This window comes from Kaistella sp. PBT33-4 (assembly GCF_029194425.1).
GTDB lineage: Bacteria > Bacteroidota > Bacteroidia > Flavobacteriales > Weeksellaceae > Marnyiella.
Map to the genome: position 1 here is coordinate 439,022 of NZ_JARFYL010000001.1, position 16,796 is coordinate 455,817.

Below are 16,796 nucleotides of genomic sequence, written 5' to 3' on the forward strand. Positions count from 1 at the left end.
AATGTCCTTAAAAGCACAGGCAATATCGGGAATGCTATGGACGTATTCGCAGCAGTTTGGGATACAACTCATTCAGTTTGGAGTTTCAATAGTCCTGGCGCGGCTCATTACTCCGGAAGAATTCGGACTCATCGGAATGATTGCAGTGTTCATGGGAATTGGTACCACATTATTTGATGGTGGACTCACCTCGTCGCTGATAAGGACTTCATCTGTGGAAGATATAGATTATTCCACGGTATTTCTTTTCAATTTTGGGGTTAGTATTTTAATATATGCCGTGTTTTTCGTCACCGCGCCATTTATTGCAAATTTTTTCGGTCAGCCGGTACTAACGTCAATTATTAGAGTGTACTCATTATCGTTTGTTATTTCTTCGCTTGCCGCAGTACAGAACGCGAAACTTACCAAAGAGCTTAAATTTAAGCTGCTGGCCATCGCGTCGTTCCCGGGAGCAATTCTTAGCGGTCTCGTAGGCATCCTTTTAGCCTATAATGGCTACGGCGTATGGGCGCTGGTGTACTCTTTCCTAGTTCAGAGTGCTGCAACAACGCTTGTGTTATGGTTGCTCAGTGGCTGGCGGCCCTCCTTACAGTTTAGCAGGCAAAAATTTAGAGAGCATTTCTTTTTTGGATCGAAATTGACCTTAAGCGGATTACTGGATGTAATTTTCACCAATATATATCAGTTGGTTATAGGAAAGATGTATGCTCCTGCGCAAGTAGGTTATTATACCCGCGCCAATACTTTAATGATGCTTCCGGTAGGAAATATTTCTACAGCGCTGAATAAAGTAGTTTTTCCCTTATTTTCAAAGTTGCAGGACGATCTTCCAAAACTTCGGGACGCATACAGGAGAATTATGCTGGCTGTAATATTCCTCGTGAGTCCCGTAATTGTAATAATGGCAGTTCTTGCCAAGCCTCTAATATTATTTTTGTTCGGCGCAAAATGGGAAGCCGTGGTTCCCATCTTTCAAATAATCGCCGTTACAGGAATTCTTTATCCTTTGCACCTGTATAATCTTCTTATCTTGCAGGTAAGGGGAAAATCAGGACTTTTTCTAAAGCTCGAAATAGCAAAAAAAATTCTGATGATTGCCTTACTATCAATATCACTTTTCTTTGGCTTCGATGGACTGTTATGGGGTATGGTAATATTCAGTATATTAGCGCTCTTTATCAATACATTTTACGCTGGTCAGGAACTTAGATATCCTGCAATACAGCAGTTCCGGGATGTTATACCAATATTTTTGCTGTCCACCAGCATGGGAGTTATTATATATTACCTAGCCATGGTTTTATATAGCTTTGGAAATTTTGTTCCACTGGCTGTGGGCAGTGTTGTAGGACTGTTATTTTATCTCGCAGTAGGCAGAATTTGTAAATTGGAAAGTATGTCGGAATTAATTAATTTAATCAACAAAAGATGATACCCGTTACCAAACCTTTTTTACCCCCGCAGCAGGTGTATCAGTCTTATCTGGACGGTATCTGGAAACGGCAGTGGCTCACCAATATGGGACCCCTCGCCAGTGACCTGGAACTCCGGCTGAAAGAAACGCTGAAGGTCAACCATCTGCTTTTTGTGACCAATGGTACCGTAGCGCTTCAGATGGCGATAAAAGCGCTTGACCTGAAGGGCGAAATCATCACCACGCCGTTCTCTTTCGTGGCTACGACCTCTTCTATTGTCTGGGAAGGCTGCAAGCCGGTTTTTGTTGATATTGATGAGCAAAGTCTGAATATCGATGCCAATCTGATAGAGGCGGCCATTACCGCGAACACTTCCGCAATTCTGGCCACCCATGTGTACGGGAATCCGTGTGATGTAGAGAAAATAGAGACCATCGCAAAGAAGCATAACCTGAAAGTCATCTATGATGCAGCGCACGCTTTTGGCGTAGAAATCAATGGTAAATCCATATTTGAATACGGTGATATTTCCACCTCCAGCCTGCATGCGACCAAGCTCTACCATTCGGTGGAGGGCGGACTCATCATTACCAAAGATGCCGCACTGTTAAAAAAACTGGCGTATATGCGGAACTTCGGTTTCGATGGGCCGGAAAGTTTTGCGGAACTGGGTCTTAACGGCAAGAATTCTGAATTCCATGCGGCCATGGGACTGGCTAATCTGAGATACATTGAGCAGATCAGCCGTAAAAGAAAAGAACTGACGGCACGCTACGATGACCGACTAAGAAACCTGAAGGCACGCCGCCCCGTGTGGCATACCGCCTCGGAAAACAACCATGCCTATTACCCCCTTGTATTTGACAGTGAAGAGCTGATGCTCCAAACCTTGGAACTGTTGAAAGGTCACGAAATCTTTACTCGCAGGTACTTTTATCCTTCGCTGGCTACTTCGTTACCCTATTTGGAAACGCAGGATTTTGTGGTAACCGATTCGGTGTCGCGGCGTGTATTATGTCTGCCACTTTACTATGACCTGACCGTGGAAGAAGTGGATTTAATTTGTCGATTGATATTAAGAGTGCAAAACAACTGATATGACAGCAGCCATAATGCAACCCTATTTCTTTCCTTATATTGGTTATTTTCAAATGATCAACGCAGTTGATGTATTTGTATTTTATGATGATGTCAACTTTATAAAAAAAGGATGGGTTAATAGGAATAATTTCTTACTCAATGGTAGAGGCAAATTATTTACAATTCCATTAAAAGACGCTTCTCAAAATAAAATGATTAATGAGGTTAAAACTATTTTAGAAAGTCCCGATGTCAGTAAAATTTTAGAAACGATCAAACAAAATTATAAAAAAGCGCCCTTTTTTCAGGGAGTTTTTCCAGTAATAGAAAGAGTTTTCAGATTACAGAATTCAACCATCGGTGATTTGGCCATGGTAAGTATTCAGGTTGTTAACGAATATTTGGGGATTACTACTGTTTTACAAAGGTCTTCAATGGAATTTGCTGATACCAAAGGGCTGGAGCGTGCTGAGCGCCTGATTGCAATTTGCAAACAGGTCGGAGCTGAAACGTACATCAACGCCATAGGAGGCCAGGAACTGTATAGTAAAGAATATTTTGCTTCAAAGGGCATAGATTTGAAATTTATTAAGTCAGAGCCCTTAGATTACAAACAGTTCGACCATGAATTTGTGCCCTGGTTGTCCATCATTGATGTAATGATGTTTAACTCTGTAGAGGATATTCGTAAAATGTTGAAATATTACACCTTATCATGAATTTTAAATATGCCTTTTATTGTTCTGGAAGTGCCGCGCGAGTTATAAAATTTTATAACTCTAACAAACTACTGGATTTTCCAGCCGAATTTGTTTATTATGACGGAGGAAGGGATGATGTGATAACACGATTAGCAGATATTTTTGGACCAGATCGTGTGATTGTGCCAAGTGCTGAGCATGTTAACGCCAACAAAGTCTTATCCAAAACTGTAAACCAAGAGCTTTTAAGTAACCTGAATTCAAATAAGGTGGATTATTTATTCTGTTTCGGGGATAAAATTTTAAAGCCATTACTTGTTGATGCTTATAAAAATAGAATAATAAATTTTCATCCTTCTATCCTGCCAGCTTTTCCGGGCTTGAATGCAATTGATCAAGCCTTGTCTACGTCAGTACAGCTTTTGGGGAATACAGCTCATTTTATTGATAAAGGAATTGATACAGGTCCAATTATTCTTCAATCAGTAATTAGCAGAAGCAACTTTAAAAATTACGACTCAGTGTTAGATTTGCAGATAGGTATGCTGGAAAAAATCTGGGTATGGCTGGAAACGGATATGATAACAATGGATGAGGGTAGAGTAATAATTAGGGAACTTACGACAGAAAAATCATTCTATTCATCATGAATTATACTGTAAGTGTTGTCATGATTACCTATGGTCATGAAAAATACATAGAGGAAGCGATCAATGGGGTTTTTATGCAGCAGACGGATTTTCCTGTGGAATTGATTATCGCCAATGACTGTTCCCCGGATCAAACTGATGAAGTGGTTAAATCATTACTTAGTAGGGCGCCGGAAAATATTACCGTCAGGTACACAAGACATCACACTAATAAAGGAATGAATGCAAATTTTCTGTGGGCAGCTTCACAGGCGACCGGCAAATACATTGCCCTCTGCGAAGGCGACGATTACTGGATTGATCCAATGAAGCTGCAGAAGCAGATTGAATTTTTGGATGCTCATCCGGATTATGCCTTATCTTCAGGTTACTCAATTTCAATTGATGCTCATGGTAAAATTCTGAATACACCCGTAATAAATTCGGAGGTAAAATATTTTTCTTACGGCATTAAAGATATCCTGCAGAGCAGTAAATTCGAAACAGCGACCATTCTTTTTAGAAATAATCCAAGACTAACTTTTCCGGATTGGTTTTATTCTTTTGGTAGTGATGTGGATTCTTTAGTTCTATGGATTTTAAAGGATGGAGGAAAGGTACATCTACTAAATGAAATTCTGAGTATTTACCGTTACCATCCCGGCGGCGCTACAAAGCAAGATAACCATCAGCAAAAACTGCATTATTATACCACTATGTTAGATTTGTTTGATGGTTCCACAAATTACAGATACACTAAAGAAATAAAGCTGAAAAAGGAAAAGGTAAGGGCGTTGCTCTCAATGCATATCTTACCTTATTGGGAGCGTGTGCTGTATATAGTAAAACAGACCCCGTTTTTTATAATTAACAGGAAAAACAATGTAATACCCCTTACCTGGTATTTGCGGTACTTCTTACCAAAGTAAACGATATGAAATTTATTTTTTATTACGAATACAAAGATATCGTTGGTGGTATTACCAGCTTATATGTAACGCTATTTGAAGAAATGGTGAAAAGAAATGTTAATTTTATTTTTTTTAACTATACCGATGGAATTGTAAATAAGCAGTTAAAGAACAAGGGCATAAAGGTACCCTTGTTGGATATTGAGGAGTTTAATTGGACCAGTTTAAGCGACATCGTGTCAGCAGATGACGTTATTGTCTTAACAAGTTTTGATGAATGTTTTGCTAAATTTCTCAAAATTAATCCCAAAGTCATTTATTATAATGTGAATGAATTATTGGGGGAAATCAGTCGTTATAAATTTGGGTTAAATCTGCGTTTTTTAGGTCGTAGATTAGTCAGCAAATTAGATGAATCGCACAGTCTGGTCTTCATGGACGAAACGGGAATTAACAACGCGCAAAATAAATTAGGATATTCCATGCGCAACAAATATTTTCTACCGGTTCCTATAAAAAGATCAGCTGTAAATAAGTACGCACCCGGATCTCTGGCTTCCGGGGAAATAAGGTTAAGTTATGTAGGCAGAAGTGTAGTCTGGAAGATGATGCCACTTAAAAAAATCCTGGATGACCTGCTTATATTAAGCCGCGATTTTAGAATAAATTTTACCGTAATTGTGGACAGCATTAATGATATGGAACAGTTCATTAATGTAGACCATTTTCGTAACAAAAACTTTAAGCTAACTGTTTTAGAAAAAGTAAATCCTAATGATTTGCCGGAGATTCTCTTAGCAGAAACCGATATAGGATTTGGTATGGGAACCGTCTTGTTGGACTACGGCAAGATTGGGATTCCTGTAATTCTCGTTGATGCCTCAAAAAACGTATTTCCCGATAATTACAAATACAAATGGAGTTACGAAATAGAAAATTTTTGTCTGGGAAAATTTATAGAATCACATCTCGGAGATTTTGACGGATTTGAAATAAAGGAAATCCTCTCAGAAGCGTTTGCGGACCCTTCTTATTTGCAAAAAATTTCAGATAAGGTTTATAATTATACGAACACGTTTCACGGTGTAAGCGGCTTTGTATCCAGATTATTAAATTATAGTGAAAAAGCTTCCTTTAGACTCCGGGATGCACAGCCTTATATAATACATTATTCACCTTTACACCAGGCGGTAAAAAAAATAATTTCCCGTTCTGCTAACTAATTTCCCGTACGTAAGTTAAACGACAAAACATATCTGTATGATCAGTTGCAGTAAACAAGGAAAATTTTACATAAAAAATTGAAAATACTTTTCGTCATAGAATCCCTGGGTAACGGAGGAGCAGAACGGGTGCTGCTCAACATACTGCCTGTGCTGCAGGAAAATGGCTATACCTGCGAGGTGGCAACGCTGTTTGACGGGGCTGAGCTCGCTGTCGAATTTTTGCAGCAGGGAATTAAGGTGCACCGGTTTAATATTAAATTCCGATGGAATTTTGTGTCAGCTCTGCATCAGCTAAAACAACTCATAAAAAACAATAATTATGACTTCGTGCATGCCCATCTTTTTTTTGCGCATTTCTACACCGGTATCCTGAAGAAATTTTTATTGCCACGCCTTAAGACCGTTGTGACGCTGCATAATTTGGGCTATGATGCCGATCCTGCGGTATCTGCGCTAAAGAAGCTGCGTAAAATGGCTGACCGCATGATGCTGGAGACCTTCAACACAAAGCTTGCCGTAAGTGCGGCTGTGAAAGAATCTTTCCGCAAGCATTTACAGCTTGATGATATAATGGTGTTGCATAATGGATTTCCAGTGGCAGCGGTACAGCAGATGGCAGAAGCCGCTGCCCGGCCTTTAGAATACCGGGACGGAACAATAAATATCATCACCCCCGGCCGTCTGGTGAAAGAAAAGGGACACAAATATCTGGTAGAGGCGGTTGTAGAACTGAATAAAATGCATGACAATCTGAGGTTCTTCTTTGCGGGTGAAGGGCCGGCAAGGGAGGAGATTGAGGACATGATTAAGGACTTGAGCCTTCAGAATGTATTTCTCCTGGGAAGTCTGAAACAGCAGGAACTGTTTGGCTGGATCAGTCACGCCGACCTGGTCGTGATCCCTTCCGTCTCAGAAGGTTTTCCTACCATTATAGGGGAATGTATGGCCCTGGGAAAAGCCATGGTGGCTACAAACGCAGGTGGTATACCAGACTTTATAGACGAGGGCGTGGATGGCATACTGGTGGAGGTCGGGAACCCCGGGCAACTGCAGGATAAAATTAGCTTACTTTTGCAGAACCGGGAGCTCGCGAAGGAATTAGTAGAAAATGCGATGAAAAAAGTGCGCAAATTTGACATCGCGCGCAGCGCAGCAAAACATATGGAACTGTATAAAAAATTAATGGACTGATGTGCGGATTTGCAGGATTTATAGACTACAGTAAAACCTCATCACGGGAGACCCTGGTGAAGATGTGCGATGTGATTGCACACCGCGGTCCCGATTCCGGATCCTACTTCTTTCAGGAAGAGGAGGGTTTCACCCTGGGACTGGGACACCGCCGGCTCAGTATCATCGACCTGCACGCAACCGCCAACCAACCCATGTTCTACAAAGACTGGGTAATCGTTTTTAATGGCGAGATCTACAACTATCAGGAAATTAAAGATGACCTTATTAACTTGGGTCATCATTTCGACACCCAATCGGATACCGAAGTCATCCTGCACAGTTTTGAGCAGTGGGGCACCGAGGCGGTAAACCGTTTTATCGGAATGTTTGCATATCTGATTTATGACCGGCAAAAAAAGGAAATCATAACCGTACGGGACCGTCCGGGCGTAAAACCCCTTCACGTCTATCAGAATGAACAGATCCTTATGTGGGCTTCCGAAATTAAATCTTTCCACCAGCACCCGCTTTTTAAAAAAGAACTCAATCCGGATGCCGTAAAGCGTTTTTTACAGTACGGGTATATTCCGACTCCAAATTCCATTTTTCTTAAGGTGAGAAAACAGCTTCCCGGGAGCATTGAAACTTTTGAGCTTGCGAAGCGGACCACCTCAACCGTGAAGTATTGGGATGTGGCCGATGCTTACCGGAAGCCCGTTCTGGATATTGATTATGCAACCGCCAAAATAAAAACTTCAGAAATACTGAAAACAGCCTGCGATTACAGGATGGTCGCTGACGTCCCCGTGGGTGTGTTCCTTAGTGGAGGCTACGACAGTACGCTGGTTACCGCCTTACTGCAGCAGGACAGAGCCGATAAAATCAAGACCTTTACCATTGGCGTCGATGATCGAAGGCTCAACGAGGCAAAATTTGCGAAGGAAATTGCATCTCGGCTCGGAACCGAACATACGGAGTATTATATTACGGAAAAGGAAATGTTTAACCTTATTGACGACCTGCCCTTCCACTTTGACGAACCCTTCGGCGATTCCAGTGCGGTACCCACCATGCTCGTAAGCCAGGTAGCCCGTGAGAAGGTGACCGTAGCATTGTCCGCCGACGGAGGAGACGAGGTCTTCGGAGGCTACAACCGCTATGACCGGCTGAAACAGCTGAAACAAATCAGACTGCTTAAAAAAATAGGCCTTCCTGTTTCTTTTTTGGCTAAGAACGTCATTAAAAATCCTAAAAGTCAGGAGCGAATTCTTGATCTGGTGAGGAATCCTGATGTATTCACCCTCGCCAATCAGCTGAACAACCCTTACGTAAAAGGAGAAACAGACCGCTTTTTCAGAAATGAGGTGAATGATTTAAAATGCAGCCTCCTAACTGACCTTGATTCTATTGATGACGATCTCAGACTGTTTATGGCAATAGACTACAAAACCTATCTCCTCGATGATATTCTCACCAAAGTTGACCGGGCAACGATGCGCAGCAGCCTTGAGGGCCGCGAACCGCTGTTGGACCAGCACGTCATTGAATTTGCCGCACAGTTACCCAATGATTTTAAGATAAGAAACGGGAAGAAAAAGTTTATCCTGAAGGATATTGTGCATGATTTCGTACCGCAGGAAATAATGGAAAGACCAAAAATGGGTTTTGCCGCGCCGGTGGAAGACTGGTTACGCAATAACCTTAAACAGAAACTGGATTATTATTTCTCTGATTCTTTTCTGGATGCCCAGGCCATTTTCAGCAATAAAGAGGTACAGCGTATGCTTGAAGCGTTCAGAAACGGAAAAACAAATACGACTGTCAAGATCTGGTATTTCCTTATGTTCCAGATGTGGTACCAAAAATGGATGATGAATGAAAACTAAGATACTCTATATCAGTTACAATGGCATGAATGAGCCTTTAGGCGCTTCCCAGGTATTGAGCTACCTCTATAAACTGTCCGACAATTATGAATATCATCTTGTTTCATTGGAAAAACCAAAGGATTTTGCTGACACTGAGAAAATGGAAGGGTTGAGGAAGAAACTCTCCTCACACGGTATCTTGTGGTATCCCGTTCCATATAAAACAGACCGCATGGGCAAACTGACCAATTTTTTCAGGCTGCTGAAAAAAGTGAATGCGGTTTCCAAAAAACATAAAATCACAAATGCCCATTGCCGAAGTTATTTCCCGGCGATGATCGCCAATCTGCTGCATCTGAACTACCTTTTTGACACCCGCGGTTTCGAATTCGATGAAAGAGCTGATGTAGGGAGTATTTCCAGAACCGGTCTTGTATTTAAAGCCCTTAAAAAGATTGAGAAAAAGCTGTATCAAAATGCAGCAGCGGTGAATAAACTCTCCTACGAAGGAAAGCGAACCATTGTGGATAACGAACTGTTTCCAGATGGCGACAAAATATCGCCCATATCGGTCATACCGACCTGTACCGACACTCACCGCTTTAGATTTCACGAACGGTCTTACGAAGGGGCGGTAAGAATTGGGTATGTAGGTACGGCCTCAGGGTGGTATGATTTTGATAAAACGCTCGCCACTTTAAAAGCAATTGGAACCCAAGTGGATTACAAATTTATCATATACAACAGTGGTCAGCATGACTTTATAAAAACTAAGTTGACAGAATACGCCATTCCATTGGAAAAAGTGCAGATTGAAAAAGTAACCTTTTCTGAAATGCCCGAAAGGTTGAAGGAAATTGAGGTTGCTCTTTTCTACATTCATCCCTATTTTTCCAAAAGGGCTTCTGCTGCAACCAAACTTGGGGAGTTTTTTGCGTCCGGAATTCCGGTGCTGACCAATGCTGGGGTAGGTGACCATGAAAAGCTGATTACAGAATCGGGAGCCGGTAAAATACTGGACAGTACACAAATAGACCATTATAACTTCGCTGAAATATTCGAGGGTTTGCGCAAGTTGGAAACATCAGTAAAGTGCAGGGAAATAGCAGAGGTTTTTTTTTCCCTGGATAAAGGGGTCGAGAAATACCGGGAATTGTATAAACAGATTTTTATATGAAAGTAATTTTTCTGACAAAATATACCCGTAAGGGAGCCAGCAGCCGTCTTCGAAGTTATCAGTATTTTCCATGGCTGATGGCAAACGGATTTGAGGTTGAAGTATCTCCGTTATTTGGCGATCAATATCTCGAAAATCTCTACAAGGGCCGGAAATCCATCACCCAAATCCTGAAAGCGTATATTAGCCGTTTTTTCAAAGTGCTTTCTTTACCCAAAGACAGTTTGGTGGTGATTGAATATGAACTTTTCCCTTATTTGCCCGCATGGTTTGAGACCATGTTAAGTAAAAAAGGCGTGAAGTATATTGTGGACTATGATGATGCCATATTCCACAATTACGATTTGAGTTCAAATATATTGGTGAAAAAATTTTTAAGTGACAAAATAAACAAAGTAATGCAGGGAAGCAGCTTTACTGTGGTAGGCAATGCCTATCTTGAGCGAAAGGCGAAAGATGCCGGTGCAACACATGTTATAAGAATTCCGACAGTAGTTGACCTGCAACGTTACGACGTTAAATCAGATTTTTTTACCGGTATGAACCAAAAGCTTATTGTAGGATGGATCGGAACCTTTTCCACATTCAAATATCTGAAAACTGTTATACCGTTTCTGGAAGATCTTGCGAAAGTTTATCCTATTGTTCTGCATGTGGTGGGGGCTAAGGAAGAACTTGATACCACTCTGGAAATAAAGTTTATTCCCTGGACTGAAAGTTCAGAAGCTGCCAGCATAAGAGCTTTTGATGTTGGCATCATGCCTTTGGAAGATACTCCATGGGAACGCGGAAAATGTGGTTATAAACTCATTCAGTATATGGCGAGCGGCATTCCCGTAATTGCTTCGGGGGTGGGGGCAAACACGGAGATTGTCAGCCATTCGGTCAATGGTTTTATAGCTAATAGCGACCAAGAATGGAAAAATGCCTTTCTTTACTTTCTTTCAAAACGGCATCGTCTTACTGAAATGGGAATGGAGGGAAGGAAAATGGTAGTGGAAAAATATTGCCTGCAAAAGACAGCAGCCCAGTGGTTAGAAACGCTGAAATTTAAATTCTGATGGAAAAAAAAAACTATTTTGATATTTTACAGATTTATCGTGGTATTGCTGCCCTGTTGGTAGTTATACATCACACATATATTTCTTTCGAGTATTACCATGATCTGGATATTCCGCTTTTAAAGTTTATAGTTGAAATTGGAAAATATGGAGTGGATTTTTTCTTTGTTCTTTCTGGTTTTATCATCACTTATACTACCGCAAATTATGTAGATAATCCTAAATACAGTAAAAAATATATTCTAAACAGGATTTTACGTATTTATGTTCCTTATCTTCCTGTGGGACTAGGGATATTCATTATTTATATGATATTCCCCGGTCTTAGCAATTCGGACAGAGAAATAAGTTGGATTACATCCTTCACACTCTTACCGCATGGAAATCCTGCATTGTCGGTAGCTTGGACTCTGACATTTGAAATGTTTTTCTACAGTGTATTTCTTTTGAATTTTCTTTCGAAGAAATTGTTTTTAGGGTTACTGCCTCTTTGGACTATATCCATTATTTTAATAAACATTTTCGGAATAAATACTCATTACAAAATCTTTGAAATAGTTTTTAATTGGTATAATCTTGAATTTATTTTAGGAGTAATGGTAGCATATTTAGCCAAGAAACTGACATTTTTTAAATATCGCTATGTTTTTGGTTCTGCGTTGCTGTTCGTTTTTTTGTTTACTTACTTGAAATATTTCCACATACAATTTTTTGAATTTTCCTTAAATATCCTCTTTGCCTTGGCGGCATCCCTGTTTGTCTTTATGGGTGTGCGTTTTTGGAATTTTAAAATAAATTCCAAAAACATAATGATGCTTATTGGGAATTCCAGTTACTCACTATATCTGCTTCATGACCCAATTCAAAGTGTATTAGTACGAATTATACCAAAAAAATCAATACAGTTAATGCTTCTTTTTGAACTTTTCGTTGTAATTATGCTCTGTTGTTTAACCAGTTATTTTTATCATATAATATTTGAAAAAAAGTTGCTGGTATTTTTGAAAAAACAAATGAAGATATGATGCTATTTGATTTTATATATATCCCTATAATTCTTATACTGGGGTTCTTATTTATAAATCTGTTAAAAGACAAGTTGACCCCTTATGACAAAAAAATGTTGCAGTGGCTATGGATTTTCCATATAATGACGGGCGTCTACTTCTGCTTTTTTATTGAAGGTGATGCATTTGGATATTGGGAGATACCAAAATCGTACACCTTTGAGATTTTTAAAAATGAATTTTTACACGGTGATGGTACGTCCTTTATGAATGCCTTTAATTACATATTTACGAATCTGTTGGGCATGTCGTACCTTTCCAACACTTTGCTGTATTCCCTTTTTGGCTTTATTGGTTTGACTTTTTTTTATCTAGTCGCACTACTAAGCATTCCTTATAATAAAGTATTTTTAGGCTTCGCAGTATTTCCTTTGGTATTCTTTTCACCTAATCTACATTTCTGGAGCGCAGGCGTAGGCAAGGATACTATTCTTTTTCTTTGTGTGGGAATGCTCGCATATGCACTCACAAATCCTGCTAAAAGAGTGGTATTTATTATTATAAGTATTTCATTGTCGTTTGCAATAAGGCCTCATATTACTTTGTTTTTACTTTTTGCTTTTGGATCAACTTATGTTTTTGGAGGCAGAATCCCATTAACCAAGAAAATTATATTCTCGACAATTTTTTTAGGATTAGCAGTTGCTATCTTACCTACTGTAATGACTTTTGTAAGTGTTGATAGTACGTCGGTTGAGGCTATTTCAAAACGTGCCGCCAGCCAGGCAGGAAATTTGGCACAAGGTGCAGGATCCGCTGTTGATATCTCAGAATATCCTTATGTATTAAAAGTCTTAACATTTTTATACCGCCCCTTCTTCTTTGATAGCAGTAGTATTGCTGGCCTTATTGCATCAATTGAAAATCTGCTTCTTGTTTTTCTCACAATTAAAGCATTTATTTACAGGCCATTAGAAACTTTTAGAAAGGCACCTTTTGTACTCAAAGGACTTTTTGTTTTCCTGGCTGTAGGAGTTCTAGCTTTTGCACCATCATTAGGGAATCTGGGCGTGATGATCCGCATGCGGAACATGTTTCTCCCAGGCATGCTTCTTTATTTTATGTGGTGTTATTCTTATCAGATCAAGAACAAATACTCAAGATCAGCAGTTGCCGAACCAAAATAATCATATATGTGTGGAATTAACGGAATTATCATAAACACAAACAACGAGACCCTGTCCACCAAAATCGGCAGGATGAATGACCGCATTATCCACCGCGGACCCGATGACGATGGGGTGTTTCATGAATCAAATGACTTCGGGAGTATTGCTTTCGGCATGCGCCGCCTTGCCGTCATTGATTTGAGTACAGGGAACCAGCCCATGTTTTCGGATGATAAAAAAATCGTGATCGTTTTCAACGGAGAAATCTATAATTTTCCCGAACTCAGAAAGGAACTTATTGACGAAGGAGTGGTTTTTAGAACACATTCTGATACGGAAGTGATCCTCCGTATGTATGATAAATATGGCGTGGCTTCCTTTTCCAGACTCGACGGCATGTTCGCTTTCAGTATTTATGACAAGAAAATCAATAAAGTCATTATTGCGAGGGATTTCTTTGGTGAAAAGCCACTGTATTACACGCGCAAGGAAAATAAAATCATATGGGCCTCGGAACTGAAATCGCTCATCATAGAATACGGTTCTAGGCCCGAGATTTCACGAGAAGGCCTCAATCTTTATTTCCGGCTGACCTACATCCCCGCACCGTATACCATATACGAAGGCATCCATAAGCTGGAAGCCAACCATTATATGGAAATTAATCCTAAAAATCTCGATATTCAGATTCATCCCATCTCAGTTGAAAAGTTTTCAGGTGAAAAACGGAATATCAGTTTTGAAGAAGCTAAAAAACGTACACAGGAACTCGTTTCCGAAAGTGTCAGAAGCCGAATGATCTCGGACGTGCCTTTCGGGGCCTTTCTTTCCGGAGGGGTTGATTCTTCCATTGTTGCGTTGGAGATGTCCCGCCATGCCGAACGGAAAGTCGAGACTTTTTCAATCGGTTTTGAAAAAAAATCCTTTGATGAATCGGATAAAGCCCGTACCGTAGCTAAAATGATCGGCAGCAACCATCATGAGTTTATCCTGAAACCCCAAGACCTCAGGAACGACACCGACCGGATCCTGCTCAATTTTGATGAACCTTTTGCAGATTCATCGGCACTCCCTTCTTATTTTGTCGCACTAAAGACACGACAGCATGTAACCGTAGCGCTTACGGGAGACGGTGGTGATGAGATGTATGGCGGTTACAACAAATACCTGGTAGGAAAATACAACAGCAAAATGACGGCCGTACTGCCGAAACCACTGTTCAGTCTGATAAAGTCCGCTGCCGGAAAACTACTCCGCACTTCAGATGATGACCGCGGTCTGAAATTCAAGGCCCTTAAGATGATAAACGCAGTGGATTATGGGGACGATTATTATTACAACATGATTTCCCTGGGATACACAGACCGCGCACTGATGACCGTCCTGAACCCCGGATTTTACAAAAAAAGCATCTTTGACTACTATAAAAACCTAACCGGACAACGCAGCAAAACGCTCTCCGACTTCCGGGCCATAGACAAGTTAATAAGTCTTGAAGGTGATATGCTCGTAAAGGTGGACCGAACCAGCATGCTGACTTCCCTGGAATGCAGGGCACCCTTCCTGAACAGAAAGATCTGGGAGTACAACAACACCCTTCCCGAAAAGTACCTTTTGAATGGTAACAGTAAGAAGTACCTCCTGAAGGAATCATTTAAAGAGCATTTTCCGGATCGCTTCCTAGATCTTTCCAAAAAGGGCTTTGGCGTGCCCGTGGGCGACTGGCTGCGTGAACATCTGAAAGAAGAGCTCCTGAGTTACACCGATGACACCTTCCTCCGCGAACAGGGAATCTTTAATACCACTGAGATTGAGACGCTGGTACGTGATCATATCTCCGGAAAGTTTGACCGAACATTTCAAGTCTGGACCTACTTCTGTTTCCAGAAGTGGTACCGTAACACTTACCTGAATATTTTTTAAATTACGTATGGCCAACTTTAGAAAGATGGAAATATAAGTAAGAAATTGTGGTTCTACCCGTTATTCCAGCTGCTGTTTAAAGTGCACTATCATTATCAGCAATTAACTTATGCCAAAACTTATCCGCATCACTACTGTTCCGTTGTCCCTAGATAAATTATTAGGCCGTCAGCTTACTTTTATGAACAATTGTTTAGATGTTACCGCAATTTCTGCAGACGAAAAAGAACTGGCACGCGTAGCACAAAAATACGGAGTGAAGTATTTCCATCTAGAAATGACGCGGGAAATTACACCTCTGCAGGACCTAAAAGCATTATGGAAGTTGTACGGCTATTTAAGAAGGGAGAAGCCACAGATTGTTCATACCCATACCCCTAAAGCCGGAATTGTGGGCATGCTAGCGGCAAAGCTGGCTGGTGTGCCAAACCGGCTGCATACTGTAGCCGGGATGCCGCTTATGGAAGCCTCCGGAGCAAAAAGAATGGTACTGGATCTGGTAGAGAAAATGACTTATGCGAGTGCGACGAAAGTATATCCCAATTCAAAAGGCCTTTATGATTTTATCGTTATGCATCAGTATGCCCCTACCGGAAAGCTAAAGGTTATTGGTAACGGATCCTCCAATGGGATTGATACTGCCTTCTTTTCCCCTGATGTTTTCACCGAGCGCAAATGTGACATGTTACGTAACGAATTGCTATTAAAACCACAGGTTTTTGTATTTGTATTTGTAGGGCGTCTTGTGGGTGATAAAGGAATAAATGAGTTAGTGGCGGCGTTTAAAAAGCTTGTTTCAGATTCAGAAAAATCCGATTCAGAGCCAGAACATAACGAAGACTTGCCTTCAGTCAAACTGCTTTTGGTAGGTCCATTAGAAACAGAATTGGACCCGCTACAAGCAGAGACACTTGAAGAAATAGAAAATAATTCCCATATCATTATGACGGGTTATCAGAATGATGTGAGACCTTACTTTGCTGTCAGTAACGCACTGGTTTTTCCGAGTTACCGCGAAGGTTTTCCCAATGTGGTGATGCAGGCCGGAGCAATGGGATTGCCGGCTATTGTAACAGATATCAACGGATGTAATGAAATTGTGGAGGAAGGAGTGAACGGTACTATCATTCCCACAAAAGATACCGAGGCACTATATGAAGCAATGAAGACGATGCTGCAAGATGAGGAATGGCGAATGAGATTGAAAAAGAATGCCAGGCCGATGATCACTGCCCGTTATGAACAGCAGGTGGTGTGGGAGGCATTGCTGGAGGAGTACAGGGCGATGGTGCCAATTCTTAAGGAGCGAAGGCAAAAGATTTAGACGCCAGATGTCAGATATCAGATTTTCAATTTTGAATTTTGAATGATGGATTTTGGATTTTAACGTTGTGTTCTGTGAGAAGGCTTTGTGTGCTCTGTGATTAGATACGAAAAAATAAAGGATCAAGAG

Annotated in this window: 14 protein-coding genes; all 14 read left to right on the plus strand. The window is 40.8% G+C overall.

The window, feature by feature from the left end; all coding sequences use genetic code 11:
• Position 1: 1 nt before the first annotated feature.
• Entirely contained in the window at positions 2-1,435 is a 1,434-nt protein-coding gene (locus P0M11_RS02070) for a lipopolysaccharide biosynthesis protein (RefSeq protein ID WP_275624225.1), read from the plus strand.
• Positions 1,432-2,514 carry a DegT/DnrJ/EryC1/StrS family aminotransferase gene (locus tag P0M11_RS02075; RefSeq protein WP_275624226.1) on the plus strand — a complete coding sequence of 361 codons (1,083 nt, stop codon included), beginning with the start codon at positions 1,432-1,434 and terminating at the stop codon, positions 2,512-2,514. Before P0M11_RS02070 ends, P0M11_RS02075 begins: the two co-directional genes overlap by 4 nt.
• Before the next feature lies 1 nt (position 2,515).
• Positions 2,516-3,217, plus strand: coding sequence for a WbqC family protein (locus tag P0M11_RS02080; protein ID WP_275624227.1), 702 nt, complete (start codon positions 2,516-2,518; stop codon positions 3,215-3,217).
• The gene (locus P0M11_RS02085; RefSeq protein WP_275624228.1) at positions 3,214-3,849 is read left to right on the plus strand and encodes a formyltransferase family protein; all 636 of its coding nucleotides are present in this window, start codon (positions 3,214-3,216) and stop codon (positions 3,847-3,849) included. The genes P0M11_RS02080 and P0M11_RS02085 overlap by 4 nt, the downstream gene beginning before the upstream one ends.
• Complete coding sequence (locus P0M11_RS02090) at positions 3,846-4,757, plus strand: glycosyltransferase (RefSeq protein WP_275624229.1); 912 nt, start codon at positions 3,846-3,848, stop codon at positions 4,755-4,757. The genes P0M11_RS02085 and P0M11_RS02090 overlap by 4 nt, the downstream gene beginning before the upstream one ends.
• A 5-nt stretch (positions 4,758-4,762) precedes the next feature.
• The gene (locus P0M11_RS02095; protein ID WP_275624230.1) at positions 4,763-5,962 is read left to right on the plus strand and encodes a hypothetical protein; all 1,200 of its coding nucleotides are present in this window, start codon (positions 4,763-4,765) and stop codon (positions 5,960-5,962) included.
• Positions 5,963-6,040: 78 nt separating this feature from the next.
• Complete coding sequence (locus P0M11_RS02100) at positions 6,041-7,156, plus strand: glycosyltransferase family 4 protein (protein ID WP_275624231.1); 1,116 nt, start codon at positions 6,041-6,043, stop codon at positions 7,154-7,156.
• Complete coding sequence (gene asnB, locus P0M11_RS02105) at positions 7,156-9,024, plus strand: asparagine synthase (glutamine-hydrolyzing) (protein WP_275624232.1); 1,869 nt, start codon at positions 7,156-7,158, stop codon at positions 9,022-9,024. The genes P0M11_RS02100 and asnB (P0M11_RS02105) overlap by 1 nt, the downstream gene beginning before the upstream one ends.
• The gene (locus P0M11_RS02110; protein WP_275624233.1) at positions 9,014-10,183 is read left to right on the plus strand and encodes a hypothetical protein; all 1,170 of its coding nucleotides are present in this window, start codon (positions 9,014-9,016) and stop codon (positions 10,181-10,183) included. Before asnB (P0M11_RS02105) ends, P0M11_RS02110 begins: the two co-directional genes overlap by 11 nt.
• Positions 10,180-11,244 carry a glycosyltransferase family 4 protein gene (locus tag P0M11_RS02115; RefSeq protein WP_275624234.1) on the plus strand — a complete coding sequence of 355 codons (1,065 nt, stop codon included), beginning with the start codon at positions 10,180-10,182 and terminating at the stop codon, positions 11,242-11,244. Before P0M11_RS02110 ends, P0M11_RS02115 begins: the two co-directional genes overlap by 4 nt.
• Positions 11,244-12,269 (plus strand): acyltransferase, encoded by a 1,026-nt coding sequence (locus tag P0M11_RS02120; protein ID WP_275624235.1) that lies wholly within the window; start codon positions 11,244-11,246, stop codon positions 12,267-12,269. Before P0M11_RS02115 ends, P0M11_RS02120 begins: the two co-directional genes overlap by 1 nt.
• The gene (locus P0M11_RS02125) at positions 12,266-13,438 is read left to right on the plus strand and encodes a hypothetical protein (RefSeq protein WP_275624236.1); all 1,173 of its coding nucleotides are present in this window, start codon (positions 12,266-12,268) and stop codon (positions 13,436-13,438) included. Before P0M11_RS02120 ends, P0M11_RS02125 begins: the two co-directional genes overlap by 4 nt.
• A 6-nt stretch (positions 13,439-13,444) precedes the next feature.
• Entirely contained in the window at positions 13,445-15,343 is a 1,899-nt protein-coding gene (asnB, locus tag P0M11_RS02130; RefSeq protein WP_275624237.1) for an asparagine synthase (glutamine-hydrolyzing), read from the plus strand.
• Positions 15,344-15,452: 109 nt separating this feature from the next.
• Complete coding sequence (locus P0M11_RS02135) at positions 15,453-16,667, plus strand: glycosyltransferase family 4 protein (RefSeq protein WP_275624238.1); 1,215 nt, start codon at positions 15,453-15,455, stop codon at positions 16,665-16,667.
• Positions 16,668-16,796 lie beyond the last annotated feature (129 nt).

Excerpts from the sequence above, each read along its gene's own strand:
- asnB (WP_275624232.1), top strand. The coding sequence starts at position 7,156 with ATGTGCGGATTTGCAGGATTTATAGACTACAGTAAAACCTCATCACGG.
- P0M11_RS02135 (WP_275624238.1), top strand. The coding sequence starts at position 15,453 with ATGCCAAAACTTATCCGCATCACTACTGTTCCGTTGTCCCTAGATAAA.
- P0M11_RS02075 (WP_275624226.1), top strand. The coding sequence starts at position 1,432 with ATGATACCCGTTACCAAACCTTTTTTACCCCCGCAGCAGGTGTATCAG.
- P0M11_RS02110 (WP_275624233.1), top strand. The coding sequence starts at position 9,014 with ATGAAAACTAAGATACTCTATATCAGTTACAATGGCATGAATGAGCCT.
- P0M11_RS02125 (WP_275624236.1), top strand. The coding sequence starts at position 12,266 with ATGATGCTATTTGATTTTATATATATCCCTATAATTCTTATACTGGGG.
- P0M11_RS02070 (WP_275624225.1), top strand. The coding sequence starts at position 2 with ATGTCCTTAAAAGCACAGGCAATATCGGGAATGCTATGGACGTATTCG.
- P0M11_RS02085 (WP_275624228.1), top strand. The coding sequence starts at position 3,214 with ATGAATTTTAAATATGCCTTTTATTGTTCTGGAAGTGCCGCGCGAGTT.
- P0M11_RS02095 (WP_275624230.1), top strand. The coding sequence starts at position 4,763 with ATGAAATTTATTTTTTATTACGAATACAAAGATATCGTTGGTGGTATT.
- P0M11_RS02090 (WP_275624229.1), top strand. The coding sequence starts at position 3,846 with ATGAATTATACTGTAAGTGTTGTCATGATTACCTATGGTCATGAAAAA.
- asnB (WP_275624237.1), top strand. The coding sequence starts at position 13,445 with ATGTGTGGAATTAACGGAATTATCATAAACACAAACAACGAGACCCTG.
- P0M11_RS02120 (WP_275624235.1), top strand. The coding sequence starts at position 11,244 with ATGGAAAAAAAAAACTATTTTGATATTTTACAGATTTATCGTGGTATT.
- P0M11_RS02115 (WP_275624234.1), top strand. The coding sequence starts at position 10,180 with ATGAAAGTAATTTTTCTGACAAAATATACCCGTAAGGGAGCCAGCAGC.
- P0M11_RS02080 (WP_275624227.1), top strand. The coding sequence starts at position 2,516 with ATGACAGCAGCCATAATGCAACCCTATTTCTTTCCTTATATTGGTTAT.